This window comes from Arthrobacter sp. SIMBA_036, from assembly GCF_046535135.1.
Taxonomy (GTDB): domain Bacteria; phylum Actinomycetota; class Actinomycetes; order Actinomycetales; family Micrococcaceae; genus Arthrobacter.
Map to the genome: position 1 here is coordinate 161,161 of NZ_JAWRXG010000012.1, position 16,057 is coordinate 177,217.

The following is a 16,057-nucleotide window of genomic DNA, read 5'->3' on the forward strand; positions in this document are numbered from 1 at the left end:
TTATGCAACCTTTGGATGGCACTGATACCCGGCTCCTTTCAGCCATGGCCAAAGACCCTCGGGGGACGGTGGTGGCCCTGGCGCAGAAGCTTGGGCTGTCCCGAAACACCGTCCAGGCCCGCATGGCACAGTTGGAGAAGAAACACGCCTTCCTATCCTTCGAACGACGGATCAATCCGGCAGCCCTCGGCTATCCCCTGACCGCATTCATTTCTGTACACGTCCAGCAGCAAAAGCTGGCCTCGCTGGCCCAGGACCTGGCCGACATCCCGGAAATTCTCGAAGGGTTCGGGCTTACCGGATCCGCGGATTTGCTGCTGCGCGTGGTCGCCTTGGATGCCGAAGACCTCTTCCGCATCAACGGGAAGATCCTTGCCTGCGATGGAGTGGACCGCACGGATACGGCGCTGGCCATGCGTGAGATGATCCCTTACCGCGTTCAACCCCTGTTAGGGCGAGGCTCGCAGGCCTGAGGTCGCCAAGGAAACAGAATAAATCCGGCTTCCACCCATCCACCGCGATCAATGGTCCGAATCACTGCTGAGAGTCCCGTCCGGGGCTCAGCAGAAATGGCCGGTCAACCGGCCGTCATGGGAAGGTTTGGACCAATGCGCACGTCGCCCAACCGCTTGATCGCCACCGTCTTCGGAGCCGTCTACCTCTTGGTAGGTTTGCTCGGGTTTTTCGTCACATCCGGAACCGGCTTCTTCGCAACCAAGGGTGCCACCTTGATCATTTTTGATGTGAACCCGCTCCACAACATCATTCACTTGGCTATCGGTGCGGCACTCCTCTACTCCGGAATGAACGGCGTTACCGCCGCCAAGTCGGTCAACACAACTATCGGCGGGGTCTACCTCCTGGTGGGCATCCTCGGCCTGTTCCTCGTGGGAACCTCACTGAACATCATTGCCCTGAACGGCGCGGACAACGTGCTGCACCTTGCAAGCGCCGTCCTCCTTCTCGGAGTCGCCCTGTCACAGGACAAAGCAACAGTCGCAACAGCCCGCGCCTGATCAGCCGCACCACCAGAGAACCGGAAGGGAGCGGCACCATGGAGTACCAACGCCCAACAGTCAAAGCGGCAGTATTGCTTTTCATCTACTTCGCGGCCATGGCGGCCGGGCTGGTTGAGTTCTCCCTGGCTGCCGGATACCTCACTGGGCAATCCGCCCCCACTCCCGGCCTCGTCGTTGCCTGTGCGGCAACCCTGTTGGCAGGGCTGTGCTTCCTGATGTGGGCCCTCTGGGGGCTCCATCGGAACGCATTGGTCCTGACCCGTTACGCCGCACCGGCATTGACCCTTGCCGCCGTCGGCCATGTCGCCGCCATAGCGACTGGCTTGGGCTCTGTTCCCAAGTTCATGAGCGTCAGTGATCTTGCTGCGTTCGGGTTGGTGCTCATGGCACTTGCCGGCACAGGGTGGCTCCGGCGGCAACACAAGACCAACGACGGCGGTGCAGGCGCACCGCCGCGGAGTGGGCGACTCCTGGCAGCGGCGTTCGGCGCCGCCGTCGTTGTTTCGTCCGTGGCGACGCCCGGGTTGGCCGCATCTTTGGCGGGACAGCATGCTGTTCCCCATGGAGAGCACGGCCAAGCTCCGGCACCGGCACAGAACACGAATCTCACCCTGAATCAGGGACATCACCACTAGCGACGGCCCCTGTCCGGCGCACCGCCAGCCCCGCCTTCTCTTGATGGCGGCCGCGGTTCGTGGATCATGGACCCATGGATCCTATTGAGGCGCTCGAAGAAATTTCCTTTTGGCTCGAACGGAGCCAGGCCCCGTCGTTCAAGGTCCAGGCCTTCCGCAAAGCGGCAGATGCGATACATCAACTCGCCCCGGAAGAACTGCGGAGATTGGTCGACGCCGGGCGGGTGACCAGTCTTAAAGGCGTGGGCGCCCGCAGCGGTGAGGTCATCACCCAGGCTATGGCCGACGCCGTTCCGGACTACCTGGCCGACCTGCGGGAGCGCGGCAAGGAAGCACTGGCCGCTGGTGGCGGTACTTTGCGGACAGCGCTGCGCGGGGACCTGCACAGCCACAGCAATTGGTCCGACGGCGGCTCACCCATCGAAGCCATGGTCGCCGCAGCCCGCACACTGGGCCGGGAATACCTCGCGCTCACGGACCACTCCCCCAACCTCACCATCGCCAACGGGCTGAGCGTCGAGCGGCTGGAGAAGCAGCTTGGCATCGTGGAAGGGATCAACGCATCGCTGGAGGACATTCGGCTGCTTAAGGGCATCGAAGTGGACATCCTCGAGGACGGCACCCTGGATCAAACGCCGGAAATGCTGGCCCGCCTGGATGTCGTGGTCGCCAGCGTGCATTCCAAGCTGCGCGCGGACAGGCAAACCATGACCCAGCGGATGTTGGGTGGCATCCGGGATCCACACACCAATGTGCTGGGCCATTGCACCGGGCGGCTCGTCCAGGGATCCCGGGGTACACGGCCGGAGTCGGAGTTCGATGCCGCCAAGGTGTTCACCGAGTGCGCCGAATGGGGTGTCGCCGTCGAAATTAATTCACGGCCCGAGCGGCAGGACCCACCCGATAACCTGATAAAACTAGCGCTCGACGCCGGGTGCCTCTTCAGCATCGACAGCGACGCCCATGCTCCCGGTCAGCTCGACTTCCTTCAATACGGCGCCGAGCGGGCAGAGGCGCTTGGAGTGCCCAAGGAACGGATTGTCACCACCTGGCCGCTGGAGCAGCTCACGGAATGGCTCAGCCTCAAAAAGTAGCCCGATCGCTAGTCGATGGCCGCCATCAGCTCCACCACGCGCTCCAGGAACGCGTCCACCTGGGCTTCCTCATAGCCGTCGGCGCCACGGGCCGCGCGGAATACGGCCCTGCGCACGGTATCCACGCTCAGGGTCTGATCGTTTTCGAGGTAGCCGACCAATTCTGCGCACAAAGCGTCAACGTCCTGGACGTTGTAACTGCGGGCCCGCTTGTGTGACGGGCGGCGGAACCGTTCGCCGTCGGGCCTGTGGAGCCTGCCTCGCAGGATTCCCGATAGCTTGCCGATCTGGCGCAGCCAGGCTTCTTCGCCCTCTTTCCCGATCAGGTCGTCGCGTTCCCGGCGGGCCAAGGCGTCCTCCAGTCGATCCAGGGCTGCATCGACGGTGTGGGCGTCGTAACCACCCTTGACGGGGTCGAAGGCAACCGCACGGACGTCTGCACTGGCAACGTGGCCGGGGGCGCCTACTGGATTCTCGAACGACGTTTTGGCGCGGCTGAGGAAGTCATCCACTTGTTTGGCGTTGTAGCCGTATTTGCTGCGCTCCACGCGATTGAAAGTTGCGGGAATCTGGCGTCGAATATCCACGGACACTAATTATCCTTCATCGGGTTCTCATACGCCGCTGAGCAGCGCGAACAAAACATAAGCTACGGGGGCCGCAAAAACAATGGAGTCCAACCGGTCCATGACGCCCCCGTGGCCTGGCAGGATGCTGCTCATGTCCTTGACCCCCAATTCCCTCTTGACCATGGACTCAGCAAGGTCCCCCGCAGTTGCGGCGGCGACCATGCCAAGGGCCAGCACCAAGCCAACCCACCAAGGTTTGTCGAGAAGGAAAATACAAGCAAGGACACCAATCACCATGGCACCACCCACGGATCCCGCGAAGCCTTCCCAGGACTTCTTGGGGCTGATCTTAGGCGCCATGGGGTGCTTCCCGATCGAAGCACCCACGATGTAGCCGAAAGTGTCGTTTGAAACCACGAGCAGCAGGAGAGTCGCGATCTGCCAAGCACCTTGCGGTATACCGCTCGGCCACAAGCCGATCGGCGTCGCACCTCCGGTGGCATGGAGCGGCAGTGCTGCGAAACTGATCAGGAAAGGGACCCACGCCAAGGTGAAAACCCCGGCGAAAACACTCCGCGGCGCCCCTGCGGCACTCTCCACCGAACGCCAAACGAGCACTGCTACGGAGCAGGCCGTCATGGTAAACAGCAGGCCTTCCAAGCCCCCGAAGTAGGCCGAGACCGGCATCACCAGTGTCCCTACCATAACCGGGATGATCGGTAGCCGGGTGCCTTGGGCCTGCAGGGCCCGGAAGACTTCCCACACCCCAAATACTGCGAAGGCCGTGGTCACCAGGACGAAGCCCAGGGGAAGGAACAGCAATCCACCCAGGACCGCCACGAGCATGGCGAGTCCGACGCCGATGGCCGCCGGAAGATTCCGGCCCGCCTTCGGCGTGGGGTTCTCCCGTGGCCGCTTGGCACGCCGGGGCCTATCGCGTGTCGGGGCCCGCTCTGCGGGCGCCGGCTCAGCCTGGTTCATCAGACCTCGAGCAGCTCGGCTTCCTTGCGCTTGAGCAGCTCGTCGATGCTGTCGACGTGCTGCTTGGTCAGGGCGTCAAGTTCCTTCTCGCCGCGGGCGCCGTCGTCCTCGCCCGCTTCGCCGTCCTTAACAAGCTTGTCCAAGGTGTCCTTGGCTTTGCGGCGGATGCTGCGGATGGAGACCTTGGCGTCCTCACCCTTGCCCTTGACGATCTTCACGTATTCCTTGCGGCGCTCTTTGGTGAGCTCAGGGATTGTCACGCGGATAACGTTGCCGTCGTTGGACGGGTTGGCGCCAACCTCAGAGTCACTCAGGGCCTTTTCGATGTCCCGCAGCGCGGTCTTGTCGTAGGGGGTGATCAAGATGGTCCGTGCATCCGGAACGCCGAAGGAGGCCAACTGCTGGAGCGGGGTGGGCGTGCCGTAGTACTCAACAATGACCTTGTTGTAGAGACCGGGGTTGGCCCGACCCGTGCGGATCGTCGCGAAGTCATCCTTGGCGACCTCCACCGCCTTGTCCATCTTCTCGGCGGCTTCGAGCAAAGTCTCTTCGATCACGGGTGTCTCCTCAAAATTAGTCGCCGCCTGGCTGGAAGCGGCACTGCACATTAAAGCGCCGCCACGAGGGGCGGACGGTCCTAGAAATATCCTAGCCCTTGCTAGGGGCTTACCCGGGTTCCCAGCGTTTCGCCCAGGATGGCGCGGGTGACGTTGCCCTCGCCTTCCATGCCGAAGACCACCATGGAAAGGTTGTTGTCCTTGCACATGGTCATCGCGGTCTGGTCCATGACCCTGATATCGCGGCGCAACGCTTCGTCGTAACTGAGGACATCGAGTTTTTCTGCTGCTGGATCCTTCTTGGGATCCGCTGTGTAGACGCCGTCCACGCCGCTCTTGGCCATGAGGACCTCGTCAGCGTGCACCTCGAGGGCGCGCTGGGCGGCCACGGTGTCGGTGGAGAAGTAAGGCAAACCGGCGCCTGCGCCGAAGATGACCACGCGGCCTTTTTCCATGTGGCGGATGGCACGGCGCGGAATGTACGCCTCGGCTACCTGGCCCATGGTGATGGCGCTTTGGACCCGGGTCTCAACACCGGCTTGTTCCAGGAAGTCCTGCAGGGCGAGGCAGTTCATGACCGTGCCCAGCATGCCCATGTAGTCAGCGCGTGAGCGGTCCATGCCGCTCTGGGACAGTTCGGCACCGCGGAAGAAGTTACCCCCGCCGACGACGATTGCCACCTCGACGTCGGACACGGCCGCGGCGATCTGCTTGGCGATGGCCCGGACGGTTTCGGGGTCGACGCCGAGCTTGCCGCCACCGATTACTTCGCCGGAAAGTTTCAGAAGTACACGTCGCCGGGTCTTCTCGGGGTGGATTGCAGTGTTGACGGTTTCCATGGTGCCTCCCGTTGGTGGACTCTGGCTAGGTTATCGTGCTGATGGCCCGGGTAGTTATTGACCGGACGGTTGCATGAAAAAGGGGCGGCCACCGAAGTGACCACCCCTTCTCATAACGTGCTAGTTTCCGACGCGGAAACGGGATACTGCGGTTGCTTTGACGCCGGCTTCTTCGAGGACCTGTGCAACGGTCTTCTTGGAATCCTTGGCGAACGCCTGGTCAACCAGGACTTCACCCTTGTAGAAGCCAGTTACGCGGCCTTCGACGATCTTCGGAAGTGCTGCTTCGGGCTTGCCTTCAGCCTTGGCGGTCTCTTCTGCGATACGGCGCTCGGACTCAACCAATTCAGCCGGAACATCCTCGCGGGTGAGGTAGTTCGGCGCCATGGCTGCAACGTGGACAGCGACATCGTGCGCAGCAGTGGTAGCGGCTTCACCTTCGCCGTCGACTGCGAACAAAACGCCAACCTGGGCCGGGAGGTCCTTGGAGGTCTTGTGCAGGTAGGCATCAACGGTGGTGCCCTCGACGCGTGAAATGCGGCGAACGACGACCTTCTCGCCCAGAACGGCGCCTTCTTCGATGACAACCTCGGACAACGGCTTTCCGTCAACCTCGGTGGCCAGCAGGGTTTCGAGGTCGGCAGCGCCGGACTCGACAGCCACGTTGAGGACCTTGTCCGCCAGCTGGATGAACTTGTCAGCCTTCGCAACGAAGTCGGTTTCGCAGTTGACCTCGATCATGACGCCCACGCCACCATTGACCTTGGCAGCAACCAGGCCTTCTGCGGTGGAGCGGCCCTCGCGCTTGGTAGCGCCCTTGAGGCCCTTGATGCGGATGATCTCGATGGCCTTCTCGGCGTCACCGTTGGCTTCGTCGAGAGCCTTCTTGACGTCCATCATGCCAGCGCCGGTGCGCTCGCGCAGGGCCTTGATGTCAGCAGCAGTGTAGTTCGCCATGGGAACCCCTCTGTCTAGAAATTTGTGTGTTTACGGACTGACAGGACGGCTGCCCACAAGGTGAGCTGCCATCCTGTCAGTTGCCCCTGAAGCCATTACCGGCACCAGGGAAGGTCAAGATTTACTTCGCGGCTTCGGCTTCGCCAGCGCCGGCTTCGGTCGCGGGAGCTTCTGCTGCGGGTGCTTCTGCGGCAGGTGCCTCGGCCGGAGCTTCTTCAGCCTTGCTGCCTTCAAGGAGCTCGCGCTCCCATTCAGCCAGCGGCTCTTCCGGAGCTTCGGTGGTGCCCGTTGCGCGCTGGTTACGGGCGATGAGGCCCTCAGCAACGGCGTCGGCAACAACGCGGGTCAGCAGGTTGACGGAGCGGATGGCGTCGTCGTTACCCGGGATCGGGAAGTCGACTTCGTCGGGATCGCAGTTGGTGTCCAGGATGGCAACAACCGGGATGTTCAGCTTCTTGGCCTCGTCAACGGCGAGGTGTTCCTTCTTGGTGTCAACAACCCAGAGGACCGAGGGGGCCTTGGTCAGGTTGCGGATACCGCCGAGGTTGGTCTCGAGCTTGGTGAGTTCACGCTTGAGGAGCAAGAGCTCCTTCTTGGTGTAACCGGAGCCTGCGACGTCCTCGAAGTTGATCTCTTCGAGTTCCTTCATGCGCTGGATGCGCTTGGCAACGGTCTGGAAGTTGGTGAGCATACCGCCCAACCAACGCTGGTTGACGTAGGGCTGGCCAACGCGGGTAGCCTGCTCGGCAATTGCTTCCTGAGCCTGCTTCTTGGTGCCGACGAACAGGACGGTGCCGCCGTGGGCGACAGTAGCCTTGACGAACTCGAAAGCGCGGTCAATGTAGGACAGCGACTGCTGGAGGTCGATGATGTAGATGCCGTTGCGCTCCGTGAAGATGAAGCGCTTCATCTTCGGGTTCCAACGACGGGTCTGGTGTCCAAAGTGGACGCCGCTGTCAAGCAGCTGGCGCATAGTTACGACGGGCATGCCGACGCTCCTTCCGGCAGGTCATTCATGAGAGCGCCCATGGGGCTGCTCTTACCCTGCCAATAGTTGACGGTTGTTTAGCCTTACCCGGACGGGCGCGGCTCCTGGCATCCATTGCACTTCCCATCCGGATAACCGGACCGCAGGAGGCGCAATCCTCCGCAGCCTGAAGTTTGTTGGCTTCGCTCGTGGAGGGCTGGATACGCGTAGTCAGTTCGGCGCCCTCGCATATCTGAATGAGACACGATCCTGAACAAGCTTGAGGGCACAGCAAACTGCTCCAACAAGTGTACTACAGCGACCCCCTCCATCTGACCGCGCGACCCTTGGCGTTGTCCACATAGCCAAGGGTCGGGATCGCGGTGCGGGCGCCTAGGCGGAAGGCTTGTCAGATGCTCCTCTTGAAGCCTCTACTGTCCGCATTCCTCGCCATTGCCATCACGGCGGGCCCGTCCAGTCCGGTGCACCCTCCGGGGGAACATTGGAGTTGGCCACTCTCGCCCAAACCTGCGGTTCTGCGGACCTTTGATCCGCCGGACAAACCGTGGCTGAGCGGGCACCGCGGCGTGGATCTGGGGCAAGTGCTCGACGGCGAACCCGTCACCGCGCCTGCGGACGGCGTGGTGACGTTTGCCGGCGTCGTCGTCGATCGGTCAGTCCTTACCATTGACCACGGCAATGGCCTCAAGAGCAGTTTTGAGCCAGTGACCAGTAATCTCAAGCCTGGCGATCCTGTCAGCAAAGGACAGCTAATAGGTTCCACTGAGCCGGTTTCCGGGCACTGCGGCAGCAGTCCATGCCTGCATTGGGGGGTGAGACGCGGCGATGAGTACGTCAATCCTTTGGACTTGGTGCAGGACATGCGCCCCTCCATACTGCTGCCGCTGGGATGATCCAGCCGGGGCCTTGGATTTCGCCGTTACGTCAGACAATCGCGGAAACGCCGGTGATGGCTCGCCCTGTCACCAAGGTATTGATCTCGTGGGTGCCTTCGTAGGAGTAGATGGCCTCGGCGTCGGCGAAGACCTTCGCCATCCCATAGTCCGTGACGATGCCGTTGCCGCCAAGGATGCTGCGTCCGAGGGCTACGCTTTCACGCATGCGAGCGGTAGCAAATGCCTTTGCAAGGGCTGACTGCTCGTCCTTGGCAACGCCGGCATCCTCAAGCTGGGCGAGGCGAACCATCATCCCGGTGGAGGCCACCGTGTGACCGAGAATTTGCACCAGTTGGTTTTGCACGAGCTGGAATGCTGCCAACGGCCGGCCGAACTGCTGACGCTCAACGGCGTACCGGCGCGCGACGTCAAAGGCGGCCATCTGAAGTCCCACCGCTTGCCACGCAACTGCCAAGCGGGTCACCTTGAGGACCTTGTTGGTGTCACGGAAACTGTTGGCGTTGGCCAGCTTGCAGAAGTCCGGCACCACCACGTTGTCCAAGGTGATGTCGGCGTTCTGCACGGTGCGCAGCGAGATTTTGTTCTCGATCTTGCTGGCCGAGTAACCAGGCAGTGAGGTGTCCACCAGGAACGCCTTGACCTGGTTATCGGCCACGTCCTTGGCGTAGATGACCACCCAGTCCGAGAAAGTTGCGTTGCCGATCCAACGCTTGGCGCCGTTGAGGATCCAACTGTCACCGTCCCGCTGCGCCGTGGTCCGGGTTCCGCCAGCGACATCCGAACCACCCAACGGCTCGGTCAGGCCGAAGGCGCCGATCTTCTTCAAGGAGTAGATGTCCGGCAGCCAGGCATCCTTTTGTTCCTGGGACGCCAGCGCCTCAATCGAGCCGGTAAAGAGGCCGTCGTGAACACCCATGAAGGTGGCTATCGACGCGTCAGCGCGGGTGACCTCGGCGTGGAGCATGCCGGCAAACAAGTTGGAGAATCCCTGGCGGCGCACGGGGCTGACAAGGTCCAGCTCACCAAGCTTGGGAATGAGATCCATGGGGAATTCGCCCCGGTTCCAGCAGTCAGTGGCGATGGGGGTCACCTCACGGGCCAGGAATTCGCGCACCTCGGCGAGCCGATCGCGCTCCTTGCCCGTCAACATCTGCTCAAAGGCATAAAAGTCCCCGTCGGCATACGGGAGGGTGGCGGCGTCGAATGCAGCGTTGGACATGTTCGCTCCTTCAAGGGTGGCAAGGGACCACAGGGAAAGTTACTGGTCAGTAACATATCGCAGATGCACGTCTTCCCGCAATGGACGTCGCTTGGAGCGGCACCACATGGCCGGACACAAAAACGTCCCCCTTCCCACGCATACGCAGGGAAGGGGGACGATCCGGATCTGGTAGGGCTACTCGGACTTGAACCGAGGACCTTAGGATTATGAGTCCCGCGCTCTAACCAGCTGAGCTATAGCCCCTAGGCACCCGCCCAGCCACCGCTTAATCACGGTAGTGGGCAAAGCACTCTAGCAATACTAATGGCTGCCGGGCAGTGCTCCGGTCACACCACCATGTCTTCGTACGAGGCACCGCGATAGAGGTCCTCGAAGGTTTGAAGAGTGCTGTTGATGCTGTGCGGTTCCACCATCTCGCGGCTGAGCTTTCCCATGGCCTTGAGCTGGTCCTCCGGCAGTTCAACGAGCATGGTGATCTTCGCGGACAGGTCGTTGCTGTCATTCGGGGTGAACAGGTAGCCGTTCTCTCCATCGCGGACCAGATGCGGAAGGGCCATGGCGTTGGCCAACAACACGGGGGTGGACGCGGACATCGCTTCAAGGGTGACCAAAGACTGCAATTCGGCCGTCCCGGGCATGCAGAAGATATCCGCCTTGATGTACGCCTCGCGCAGTTCGTCATCGCTGGCCAGTCCGAGGAACCTGACGCGGTCCCGTAGCCCCAACTTGGCCACTTGGGCTTCAAGGGCAGGACGGACCTCGCCCCCGCCGACGATTTCCAGATGGACGTTGAGGTCCCGTGGTGTCTTGGCGATTGCATCGATCAACACATTGACGTGCTTCTCTTCGGCAAGGCGGCCTGCAAACAGAACCGTGGGATGGCTGTGCGGTTCAAGCGTCTCTCCGGGCTGGAGTTCGTAAGCCGAGGAGTCGATCCCGTTGGACAGGGGCAGGACTTTGCGAAGGAAAGCGTGCTGGTGCATCGCCTTGGCAGCCAGTGGGGTGGGGGTGGTGACGACGTCCGCCTTGCCCATGACCTTGCCCATGTCTTTCCAGGAGATCCGGCCCACAATGTCCTTGAACCACTGCGGGAAGGGCAAAAACGGATTCAGGTTCTCGGGCATAAAGTGGTTGGTGGCAACCACCCTGATGCCTCGCTTTACGGCCTCGTAAAGAACCTGCTCGCCGATCATGTAGTGGCTTTGGATGTGAACCACGTCCGGCTGCACTTTGTCGAACAGGAGGCTGATTTCCTTCTTGATTTCCCAAGGGAAGCAAATGCGGAAGTACTCGTGTGTGAACACGCCGTGCGAGCGGAGTCGATGGACCGTGGCCTCATCGCGGAACTCAGTGAAACTCTTGCCCGTGTCCGGCCGGCACGCCAAGACGTGCACATTGTGTCCTCGGGCCGTCATCCCCTTGGCCAAGCGGTAGCCGAACTGGGCAGCCCCGTTGACGTGCGGAGGATATGTATCAGCCGCAATCAATAAGGTGAGGGGTTGGGCGGTGTCGGGAATGGTCACGTAGAGAACTCCTGATGGTCACGGTGCGGACAGCATTGATGGTGGTAATGCTGAGGTGTCGCCGATTTGCCGATCCGCGCAGGGCGGGGGCGCAAGGTGCTGCTTTGCCCTAGGCCTTCCGACCGGAGTTCGCCTTCGCTTCTTTCCTGCGCTTGGTGACTTCCGGGTGGTGGCGGCTCAAGGTAATAACCCCCACGATAGCAAGCGAAGCGGCAGCGGCCATGGCGATCGCCATCACGGCGTGCACATCGGGACGAAGCTCACCAAGGATGATGATGCCAATGGCAATGCCCACCATGGGATCGATGACCGTCAATCCCGCAATGACCAAGTCCGGCGGCCCGCCCGAATAGGCGCTCTGGACAAACCACGAGCCCAGTCCCCCGGCTGCGATGATTGCAATGACGGTGTACCACTGCACGTTGAGCAGGAACAGCCCGTTGGGATCGAGAAGATGCTTGCCGATGATGCGGGTCAGTACGGCAACGAATCCGAACAGGACGCCTGCGCCCACAATGTACACAAAAGCACTCAGCCGGTGCTTGAACAACACCGCCAAGCTGCCAAAGATCCCCACGGCCAAAGCCAACAACAACACGATGGTCAGCTCGTCCTCGCCGCTGACGTGGTGGTTCTCCTGGGTGACAAAAACGGCCAACAGCACAAAGAGGGCAGAGCCCGTGACGCAGGTACTGATGGCCACCACGGTTGCACGGTTGATACTCAGGCCCTGGTCCTTGGCGTTGACCACCGTGGTGATCACAAGGGCAATGGCCCCGATCGGTTGGACGACAGTCAGCGGCGCGGACACAAGGGCTATGGAGTTCATCACCATTCCCAGGCACAAGAAGAGGAGACCAAGCATCCAGCGGGGATTACGCAGGAGCCGAAGGAAGCCATTGGAGCTCAGTGCCAGGCCACCTGTGTCTGCCTTCACGGCACTGCCTTGCCGTTGTGCCCCGATGGCCAGGAAAAAGGCTCCGAGGACGGCCAGGAAAACCGCCAGCCACACCATCAGCGGGGCCCTTCGTCGTCGTTTTTCAAGTCTTTACCCTTGCGCAGGATAGCCCAGAAATAGTTGTAGGCGGCGATCCAATGCCCCACCAGCCCCAAGCCCAGGAACGTCCACGCGGCAACAAAATAGACGTCCGTCAACGCGAGGTGCATTTTGGACAGGACCAAAAGCGGGGTGCCGAGCAACAACAGCGCCGTACGGATCTTGCCAACAATGCTCACCGGCAGGTCGGGATGTCCATGGAAATAGAGCAGCGACGCCAGGGCAAGAACAGCGTCCGGCACCATGAGCGCGGCGAGATACCACCACTGCACGACGCCGGCAATCACCAAGGTGACTGCCACCGCCAGGAGCGCCGCGCGGTCCGCCAGCGGATCGAGGATCCGGCCCAGTTTGGACGTTTGGTTGAAACGACGCGCAATGTAGCCGTCCACCCAGTCCGTGCTGCCCATGAGGACCAGAACCAACACCGCGAACCCGTACTCCTGCCTGGCCAGCACGAGCCACATGAACAGCGGGACGCCCATGAATCGGAGCACGGTAAGAAGGTTGGGGACCGTGAAGATGAAGTCGTGGTCCACTTGGGGACGGCCGGGCCGAGAACCGGCTCCAATCAATTTCATCCTGTCCCCCTTTCTTCCTGAATGTGCACCGCAGCGGGACGTGACTACTTTTTCAGCAACTTCCTCACGGCAACGATGAAGACCGCAGCGGCAGTTACGAAGGCCGCAAGGTCCTTCCAGCGGGCAGCAATTCTTGCCGAGAGGCCGCCGGGAACCGAGTCTCCGAGGCCGGAGATCCGTGCGCCCGCAAATTCCCTGCCCTCCTGGAACTTGCCGTTGGCGCTCTCCCACAAGGCCCGTCCCTGCGTCTTGACGTCCAGCTGCTCTCCGAGCTCGTCACGAACACCCGTCAAGTGCTCACGGCGCCTGGTCAAGCGGGAACGCAATTCGGCCTCAGTGGGGGCCTTGACCGCATCCGCTTCCTTGGTCGATTCCTTGGCTGCTTTTTCCGCCTTGGCCTTTTGTGCGGCAGCTTCCTTCTCAGCCTTAGCTGCCTTGGCGGCGGGCGAATTCGGATCGAGGATCGACGCGTCGAATGCGGACCCTTCTTTCGCGATTCCGAGATCGTGCCTGATACCCCGGATGGTGTCCTCCGGAATCAAGGGCATTGCTTTCTTGAACCGTGCCAGACCTATCAAACCCGCGATTGCCACAATCACCAGGAAAAAGGCTGCAACAATCAAAGCCGCAAGCCAGCCCGGCATAATGGTGGCAAGGGCCAGGATCGCGGCCGCAACGAGAGCAATGACCAATAGCGCCAGGAAAACCAGCGCCACGCCAAAGAAGGCTCCGGCGACCCCAAGCTGGGTCGCCTTGCGCTTGAGCTCCACCTTGGCCAAAGCAATTTCGTCGTTGATTTGCCGCGGGGCCAGCCGTGCAACCAGCTTGAGGGTCTTCGGCAAAGTACGAATGGCTGGTCCTTGGCTGGTCCTGCCGGTATGACGTCCACTCATGGGTTCCGCCTAACTGCTTCCTCTGGGCATCGTGTCGGGCGAACGCGGAGGGTTTATTCCCCGCACGCCTGTCCACAAAGCTATCACTGAGGTTCTTCTTCAACTTTCGCCTTGTAACCGCGCCGCGCCATCGCTGCCGCTAATAAATATGATGTGGGCCATAGAATTGATCTTCGTGACCTCCTCCATCGCCCCAGGCGATTCCCTGAGCCGACGCGAAAAGCTTGTGTACATTGTCCTGTTGGGCGCCCTCACCGCTTTGGGCCCTTTCACCGTGGACCTCTACCTCCCCGCATTCCCGGCGTTGGAGAAGAGCTTTGACGTCTCAGCGGCAGCTATTCAGCTAACCCTGACAGGCACCACTGTGGGCTTTGGGCTGGGTCAGTTGGTTGTGGGGCCTTTCAGTGACAAGTTTGGGCGGCGCCTTCCACTGATTCTGGCCACCGGTGTCCACATCGGCTCATCCCTGGGGGCCGCCTTGTCCACGGACATCGGCCTGCTTTCCCTTTTCCGGGTGCTCATGGGGATCGGCGCCGCAGGTGGTGGCGTCGTGGCAATGGCCATGGTCCGGGACCTCTTCCACGGGTACGCGATGGTTCGCATGTTCTCCCGTATGTCGTTGGTCAATGGACTCGCACCGATCCTCGCGCCCATCATCGGCTCCCAGCTGCTGCTGATCTTCGCGTGGCCCGGCATCTTTGTTTTCCTGGCCTGCTACGGCTTCCTGGTGATCATTGCCGCGATCTTCCTCATCAGGGAAACGCTGCCGGCAGAGAAACGGGGCAAGTCCACGGCCACCGTTCGGCAACGCTATAAGTCGGTGCTGACTGACCGCATTTTTGTAGGCATGCTAATGGTTGGCAGCTTGAACTTCGGTGGCTTATTTGCCTACCTCTCGGCGTCGACATTCCTGTTCCAAAACGTCTACAGCTTTTCGCCGCAGCAATACGGATTGCTTTTTGGGGTCAATTCCTTGGGCATCGTGGCCGGGGTACAGATCAGTTCACGGTTGATACGGCGGGTTGCACCACAGTGGATCGTGGCTGGGGCAACCGCTGCCATGTTGCTCATGGCCCTGCTGATTGTCGGCCTGGATCTTGTCCATGCCGGCCTCTTCGGCATCCTCATTCCACTGTGGTTCTACATCTGCTGCACCGGATTCATGTTCCCCTGCGTCCAGGTCCTGTCCTTGGCCAAGCATGGTGCGCAAGCAGGGACAGCCGCGTCCTTGCTGGGCGCGGCGCAGTTCCTGATGGCCGGGATCGTCCCGCCGGTGGTGGGTTGGCTCGGCGTCGGCTCCGCAGTTCCGATGGGGGCCGTCCAAGCAGTCTGCATCTCCGGCTCCATGGCCGCACTGTGGTTGGTGGTCCGCCCCCGCACCGTCCCCTCCATCCACTAAGTCCCGTCTCCCAGTTCACTCCCCCGAGCCCCTCAACAGGGCAGCCGAACCCGTAGGCTGGGTCGATGACCAAGAAGTCGATGAAGAAACCGCACCGCAACGGCAGGGGCCTTTTCCTCGGCGCCATGTTGGGAGCAATTGCCGGTGCGTTGTTGGGCCGGACGGTAGGCGCAGCGCCCTTCGGGGCGGCATTGGGGGCCGTCATCGGGGCCGCCCTTTTGTACCGCGTCAACCCGGGTCCTTGGAACCGCGACTAACTCTTCCCCAAGCTCGTCCACCCCTTTCCTGCACCCACGCCCGGCGATAAAATTGCCTCGTGCCCTCATGGCAAGACCTGCAGCCGCTTCCATCCCCTTGGCAGCGACGGGATGAACGCATCCTGCCGCTGTGGTGGGACCGGTTGTGCTCGGTCACCAGCGCCCAGTCGGCGGCCCTCTACGCGGCCGGCCTGTTCATGGATGATCGACGGCGGCCCATCGCCCAGTGGTACAACCCCGAGACCGACGCCGCGTTGTTGGTTGCGCCCGAAACCTCACCTGAGTGGCCCGTACAGCGGTTTGGCATCTTCTACGCCCCACCAGGTGGCGGATTCACCCGGGTGCACTCCGCACCCCATGAATGGCATCCACGCGACCCGAGGACTCCCCCCACTGAACAAGAGGCTTTCCTCGCAGCGGTTGGCGAAGCCGCACGCTTCCTGCAAGTAGAGATGGATTTCGTGTAGGAAAAGGAGAACCCCGCACCAGCCTGGGCCGGTACGGGGTTCGGTTGCTCCTCCGACTGGACTTGAACCAGTAACCCTTCGATTAACAGTCGAATGCTCTGCCAATTGAGCTACGGAGGAATG

Annotated in this window: 19 protein-coding genes and 2 tRNA genes; 8 read left to right on the forward strand and 13 right to left on the reverse strand. The window is 61.5% G+C overall.

Annotated features, from left to right (window positions below):
• Nucleotides 1-2 precede the first annotated feature (2 nt).
• From SB659_RS16605 to SB659_RS16620, 4 genes are all read left to right on the forward strand, one after another.
• Nucleotides 3-473 carry an Lrp/AsnC family transcriptional regulator gene (locus tag SB659_RS16605; RefSeq protein WP_284976539.1) on the forward strand — a complete coding sequence of 157 codons (471 nt, stop codon included), beginning with the start codon at nucleotides 3-5 and terminating at the stop codon, nucleotides 471-473.
• Nucleotides 474-608: 135 nt separating this feature from the next.
• Nucleotides 609-1,016, forward strand: coding sequence for a DUF4383 domain-containing protein (locus tag SB659_RS16610; RefSeq protein ID WP_284979920.1), 408 nt, complete (start codon nucleotides 609-611; stop codon nucleotides 1,014-1,016).
• A gap of 38 nt (nucleotides 1,017-1,054) precedes the next feature.
• Nucleotides 1,055-1,654, forward strand: coding sequence for a hypothetical protein (locus SB659_RS16615; RefSeq protein WP_410551114.1), 600 nt, complete (start codon nucleotides 1,055-1,057; stop codon nucleotides 1,652-1,654).
• 74 nt (nucleotides 1,655-1,728) lie between these two features.
• Nucleotides 1,729-2,748: a PHP domain-containing protein gene (locus SB659_RS16620; RefSeq protein ID WP_410551115.1), complete on the forward strand. Its 1,020-nt coding sequence runs from the start codon at nucleotides 1,729-1,731 to the stop codon at nucleotides 2,746-2,748.
• 8 nt (nucleotides 2,749-2,756) lie between these two features.
• Here SB659_RS16620 and SB659_RS16625 read toward each other — a convergent pair whose 3' ends face one another.
• The 6 genes from SB659_RS16625 to rpsB all read right to left on the reverse strand — a co-directional run bounded on the left by SB659_RS16625 (nucleotide 2,757) and on the right by rpsB (nucleotide 7,639).
• Entirely contained in the window at nucleotides 2,757-3,341 is a 585-nt protein-coding gene (locus SB659_RS16625) for a DivIVA domain-containing protein (protein ID WP_284976535.1), read from the reverse strand.
• 21 nt (nucleotides 3,342-3,362) lie between these two features.
• Complete coding sequence (locus tag SB659_RS16630) at nucleotides 3,363-4,298, reverse strand: phosphatidate cytidylyltransferase (protein WP_410551116.1); 936 nt, start codon at nucleotides 4,296-4,298, stop codon at nucleotides 3,363-3,365.
• Nucleotides 4,298-4,855: a ribosome recycling factor gene (gene frr / locus SB659_RS16635; protein WP_284976533.1), complete on the reverse strand. Its 558-nt coding sequence runs from the start codon at nucleotides 4,853-4,855 to the stop codon at nucleotides 4,298-4,300. Before frr ends, SB659_RS16630 begins: the two co-directional genes overlap by 1 nt.
• A 101-nt stretch (nucleotides 4,856-4,956) precedes the next feature.
• Nucleotides 4,957-5,694, reverse strand: a complete 738-nt coding sequence (pyrH, locus tag SB659_RS16640) for a UMP kinase (RefSeq protein WP_284976532.1) — start codon at nucleotides 5,692-5,694, stop codon at nucleotides 4,957-4,959.
• A 120-nt stretch (nucleotides 5,695-5,814) separates the two neighbouring features.
• Nucleotides 5,815-6,651, reverse strand: a complete 837-nt coding sequence (gene tsf / locus SB659_RS16645; protein ID WP_284976531.1) for a translation elongation factor Ts — start codon at nucleotides 6,649-6,651, stop codon at nucleotides 5,815-5,817.
• Nucleotides 6,652-6,772: 121 nt separating this feature from the next.
• On the reverse strand, nucleotides 6,773-7,639 hold the full coding sequence (rpsB, locus tag SB659_RS16650) for a 30S ribosomal protein S2 (protein WP_284976530.1): 867 nt from the start codon (nucleotides 7,637-7,639) through the stop codon (nucleotides 6,773-6,775).
• Nucleotides 7,640-8,031: 392 nt separating this feature from the next.
• On the opposite strand from rpsB, the gene SB659_RS16655 reads away from it, so the two are divergent.
• Nucleotides 8,032-8,532: a M23 family metallopeptidase gene (locus SB659_RS16655; RefSeq protein WP_410551117.1), complete on the forward strand. Its 501-nt coding sequence runs from the start codon at nucleotides 8,032-8,034 to the stop codon at nucleotides 8,530-8,532.
• Between the two features lie 31 nt (nucleotides 8,533-8,563).
• On the opposite strand, the gene SB659_RS16660 is transcribed toward SB659_RS16655, so the two are convergent.
• The 6 genes from SB659_RS16660 to SB659_RS16685 all read right to left on the reverse strand — a co-directional run bounded on the left by SB659_RS16660 (nucleotide 8,564) and on the right by SB659_RS16685 (nucleotide 13,811).
• The gene (locus SB659_RS16660; protein WP_410551118.1) at nucleotides 8,564-9,754 is read right to left on the reverse strand and encodes an acyl-CoA dehydrogenase family protein; all 1,191 of its coding nucleotides are present in this window, start codon (nucleotides 9,752-9,754) and stop codon (nucleotides 8,564-8,566) included.
• Between the two features lie 169 nt (nucleotides 9,755-9,923).
• Nucleotides 9,924-10,000, reverse strand: a tRNA-Ile gene (locus tag SB659_RS16665).
• 83 nt (nucleotides 10,001-10,083) lie between these two features.
• Nucleotides 10,084-11,280 carry a glycosyltransferase gene (locus SB659_RS16670; RefSeq protein ID WP_410551119.1) on the reverse strand — a complete coding sequence of 399 codons (1,197 nt, stop codon included), beginning with the start codon at nucleotides 11,278-11,280 and terminating at the stop codon, nucleotides 10,084-10,086.
• A 109-nt stretch (nucleotides 11,281-11,389) separates the two neighbouring features.
• Complete coding sequence (locus SB659_RS16675) at nucleotides 11,390-12,295, reverse strand: DMT family transporter (RefSeq protein ID WP_284979913.1); 906 nt, start codon at nucleotides 12,293-12,295, stop codon at nucleotides 11,390-11,392.
• Complete coding sequence (locus SB659_RS16680) at nucleotides 12,295-12,918, reverse strand: CDP-alcohol phosphatidyltransferase family protein (protein ID WP_410551120.1); 624 nt, start codon at nucleotides 12,916-12,918, stop codon at nucleotides 12,295-12,297. The genes SB659_RS16675 and SB659_RS16680 overlap by 1 nt, the downstream gene beginning before the upstream one ends.
• A 44-nt stretch (nucleotides 12,919-12,962) precedes the next feature.
• Nucleotides 12,963-13,811 carry a phage holin family protein gene (locus SB659_RS16685; protein WP_284979910.1) on the reverse strand — a complete coding sequence of 283 codons (849 nt, stop codon included), beginning with the start codon at nucleotides 13,809-13,811 and terminating at the stop codon, nucleotides 12,963-12,965.
• 169 nt (nucleotides 13,812-13,980) lie between these two features.
• On the opposite strand from SB659_RS16685, the gene SB659_RS16690 reads away from it, so the two are divergent.
• From SB659_RS16690 to SB659_RS16700, 3 genes are all read left to right on the forward strand, one after another.
• Nucleotides 13,981-15,210, forward strand: coding sequence for a multidrug effflux MFS transporter (locus SB659_RS16690; RefSeq protein WP_284980059.1), 1,230 nt, complete (start codon nucleotides 13,981-13,983; stop codon nucleotides 15,208-15,210).
• Between the two features lie 65 nt (nucleotides 15,211-15,275).
• On the forward strand, nucleotides 15,276-15,467 hold the full coding sequence (locus SB659_RS16695) for a hypothetical protein (protein WP_284979909.1): 192 nt from the start codon (nucleotides 15,276-15,278) through the stop codon (nucleotides 15,465-15,467).
• A 59-nt stretch (nucleotides 15,468-15,526) separates the two neighbouring features.
• Entirely contained in the window at nucleotides 15,527-15,934 is a 408-nt protein-coding gene (locus SB659_RS16700; protein WP_410551122.1) for a hypothetical protein, read from the forward strand.
• Between the two features lie 47 nt (nucleotides 15,935-15,981).
• On the opposite strand, the gene SB659_RS16705 is transcribed toward SB659_RS16700, so the two are convergent.
• Nucleotides 15,982-16,054: transfer RNA gene (locus SB659_RS16705), tRNA-Asn, on the reverse strand.
• Nucleotides 16,055-16,057: the final 3 nt, after the last annotated feature.

Excerpts from the sequence above, each read along its gene's own strand:
- SB659_RS16605 (WP_284976539.1), top strand. The coding sequence starts at position 3 with ATGCAACCTTTGGATGGCACTGATACCCGGCTCCTTTCAGCCATGGCC.
- SB659_RS16610 (WP_284979920.1), top strand. The coding sequence starts at position 609 with ATGCGCACGTCGCCCAACCGCTTGATCGCCACCGTCTTCGGAGCCGTC.
- SB659_RS16615 (WP_410551114.1), top strand. The coding sequence starts at position 1,055 with ATGGAGTACCAACGCCCAACAGTCAAAGCGGCAGTATTGCTTTTCATC.
- SB659_RS16620 (WP_410551115.1), top strand. The coding sequence starts at position 1,729 with ATGGATCCTATTGAGGCGCTCGAAGAAATTTCCTTTTGGCTCGAACGG.
- SB659_RS16630 (WP_410551116.1), bottom strand. The coding sequence starts at position 4,298 with ATGAACCAGGCTGAGCCGGCGCCCGCAGAGCGGGCCCCGACACGCGAT.
- pyrH (WP_284976532.1), bottom strand. The coding sequence starts at position 5,694 with ATGGAAACCGTCAACACTGCAATCCACCCCGAGAAGACCCGGCGACGT.
- tsf (WP_284976531.1), bottom strand. The coding sequence starts at position 6,651 with ATGGCGAACTACACTGCTGCTGACATCAAGGCCCTGCGCGAGCGCACC.
- rpsB (WP_284976530.1), bottom strand. The coding sequence starts at position 7,639 with ATGCCCGTCGTAACTATGCGCCAGCTGCTTGACAGCGGCGTCCACTTT.
- SB659_RS16655 (WP_410551117.1), top strand. The coding sequence starts at position 8,032 with ATGCTCCTCTTGAAGCCTCTACTGTCCGCATTCCTCGCCATTGCCATC.
- SB659_RS16660 (WP_410551118.1), bottom strand. The coding sequence starts at position 9,754 with ATGTCCAACGCTGCATTCGACGCCGCCACCCTCCCGTATGCCGACGGG.
- SB659_RS16675 (WP_284979913.1), bottom strand. The coding sequence starts at position 12,295 with ATGGTGTGGCTGGCGGTTTTCCTGGCCGTCCTCGGAGCCTTTTTCCTG.
- SB659_RS16680 (WP_410551120.1), bottom strand. The coding sequence starts at position 12,918 with ATGAAATTGATTGGAGCCGGTTCTCGGCCCGGCCGTCCCCAAGTGGAC.
- SB659_RS16685 (WP_284979910.1), bottom strand. The coding sequence starts at position 13,811 with ATGAGTGGACGTCATACCGGCAGGACCAGCCAAGGACCAGCCATTCGT.
- SB659_RS16695 (WP_284979909.1), top strand. The coding sequence starts at position 15,276 with ATGACCAAGAAGTCGATGAAGAAACCGCACCGCAACGGCAGGGGCCTT.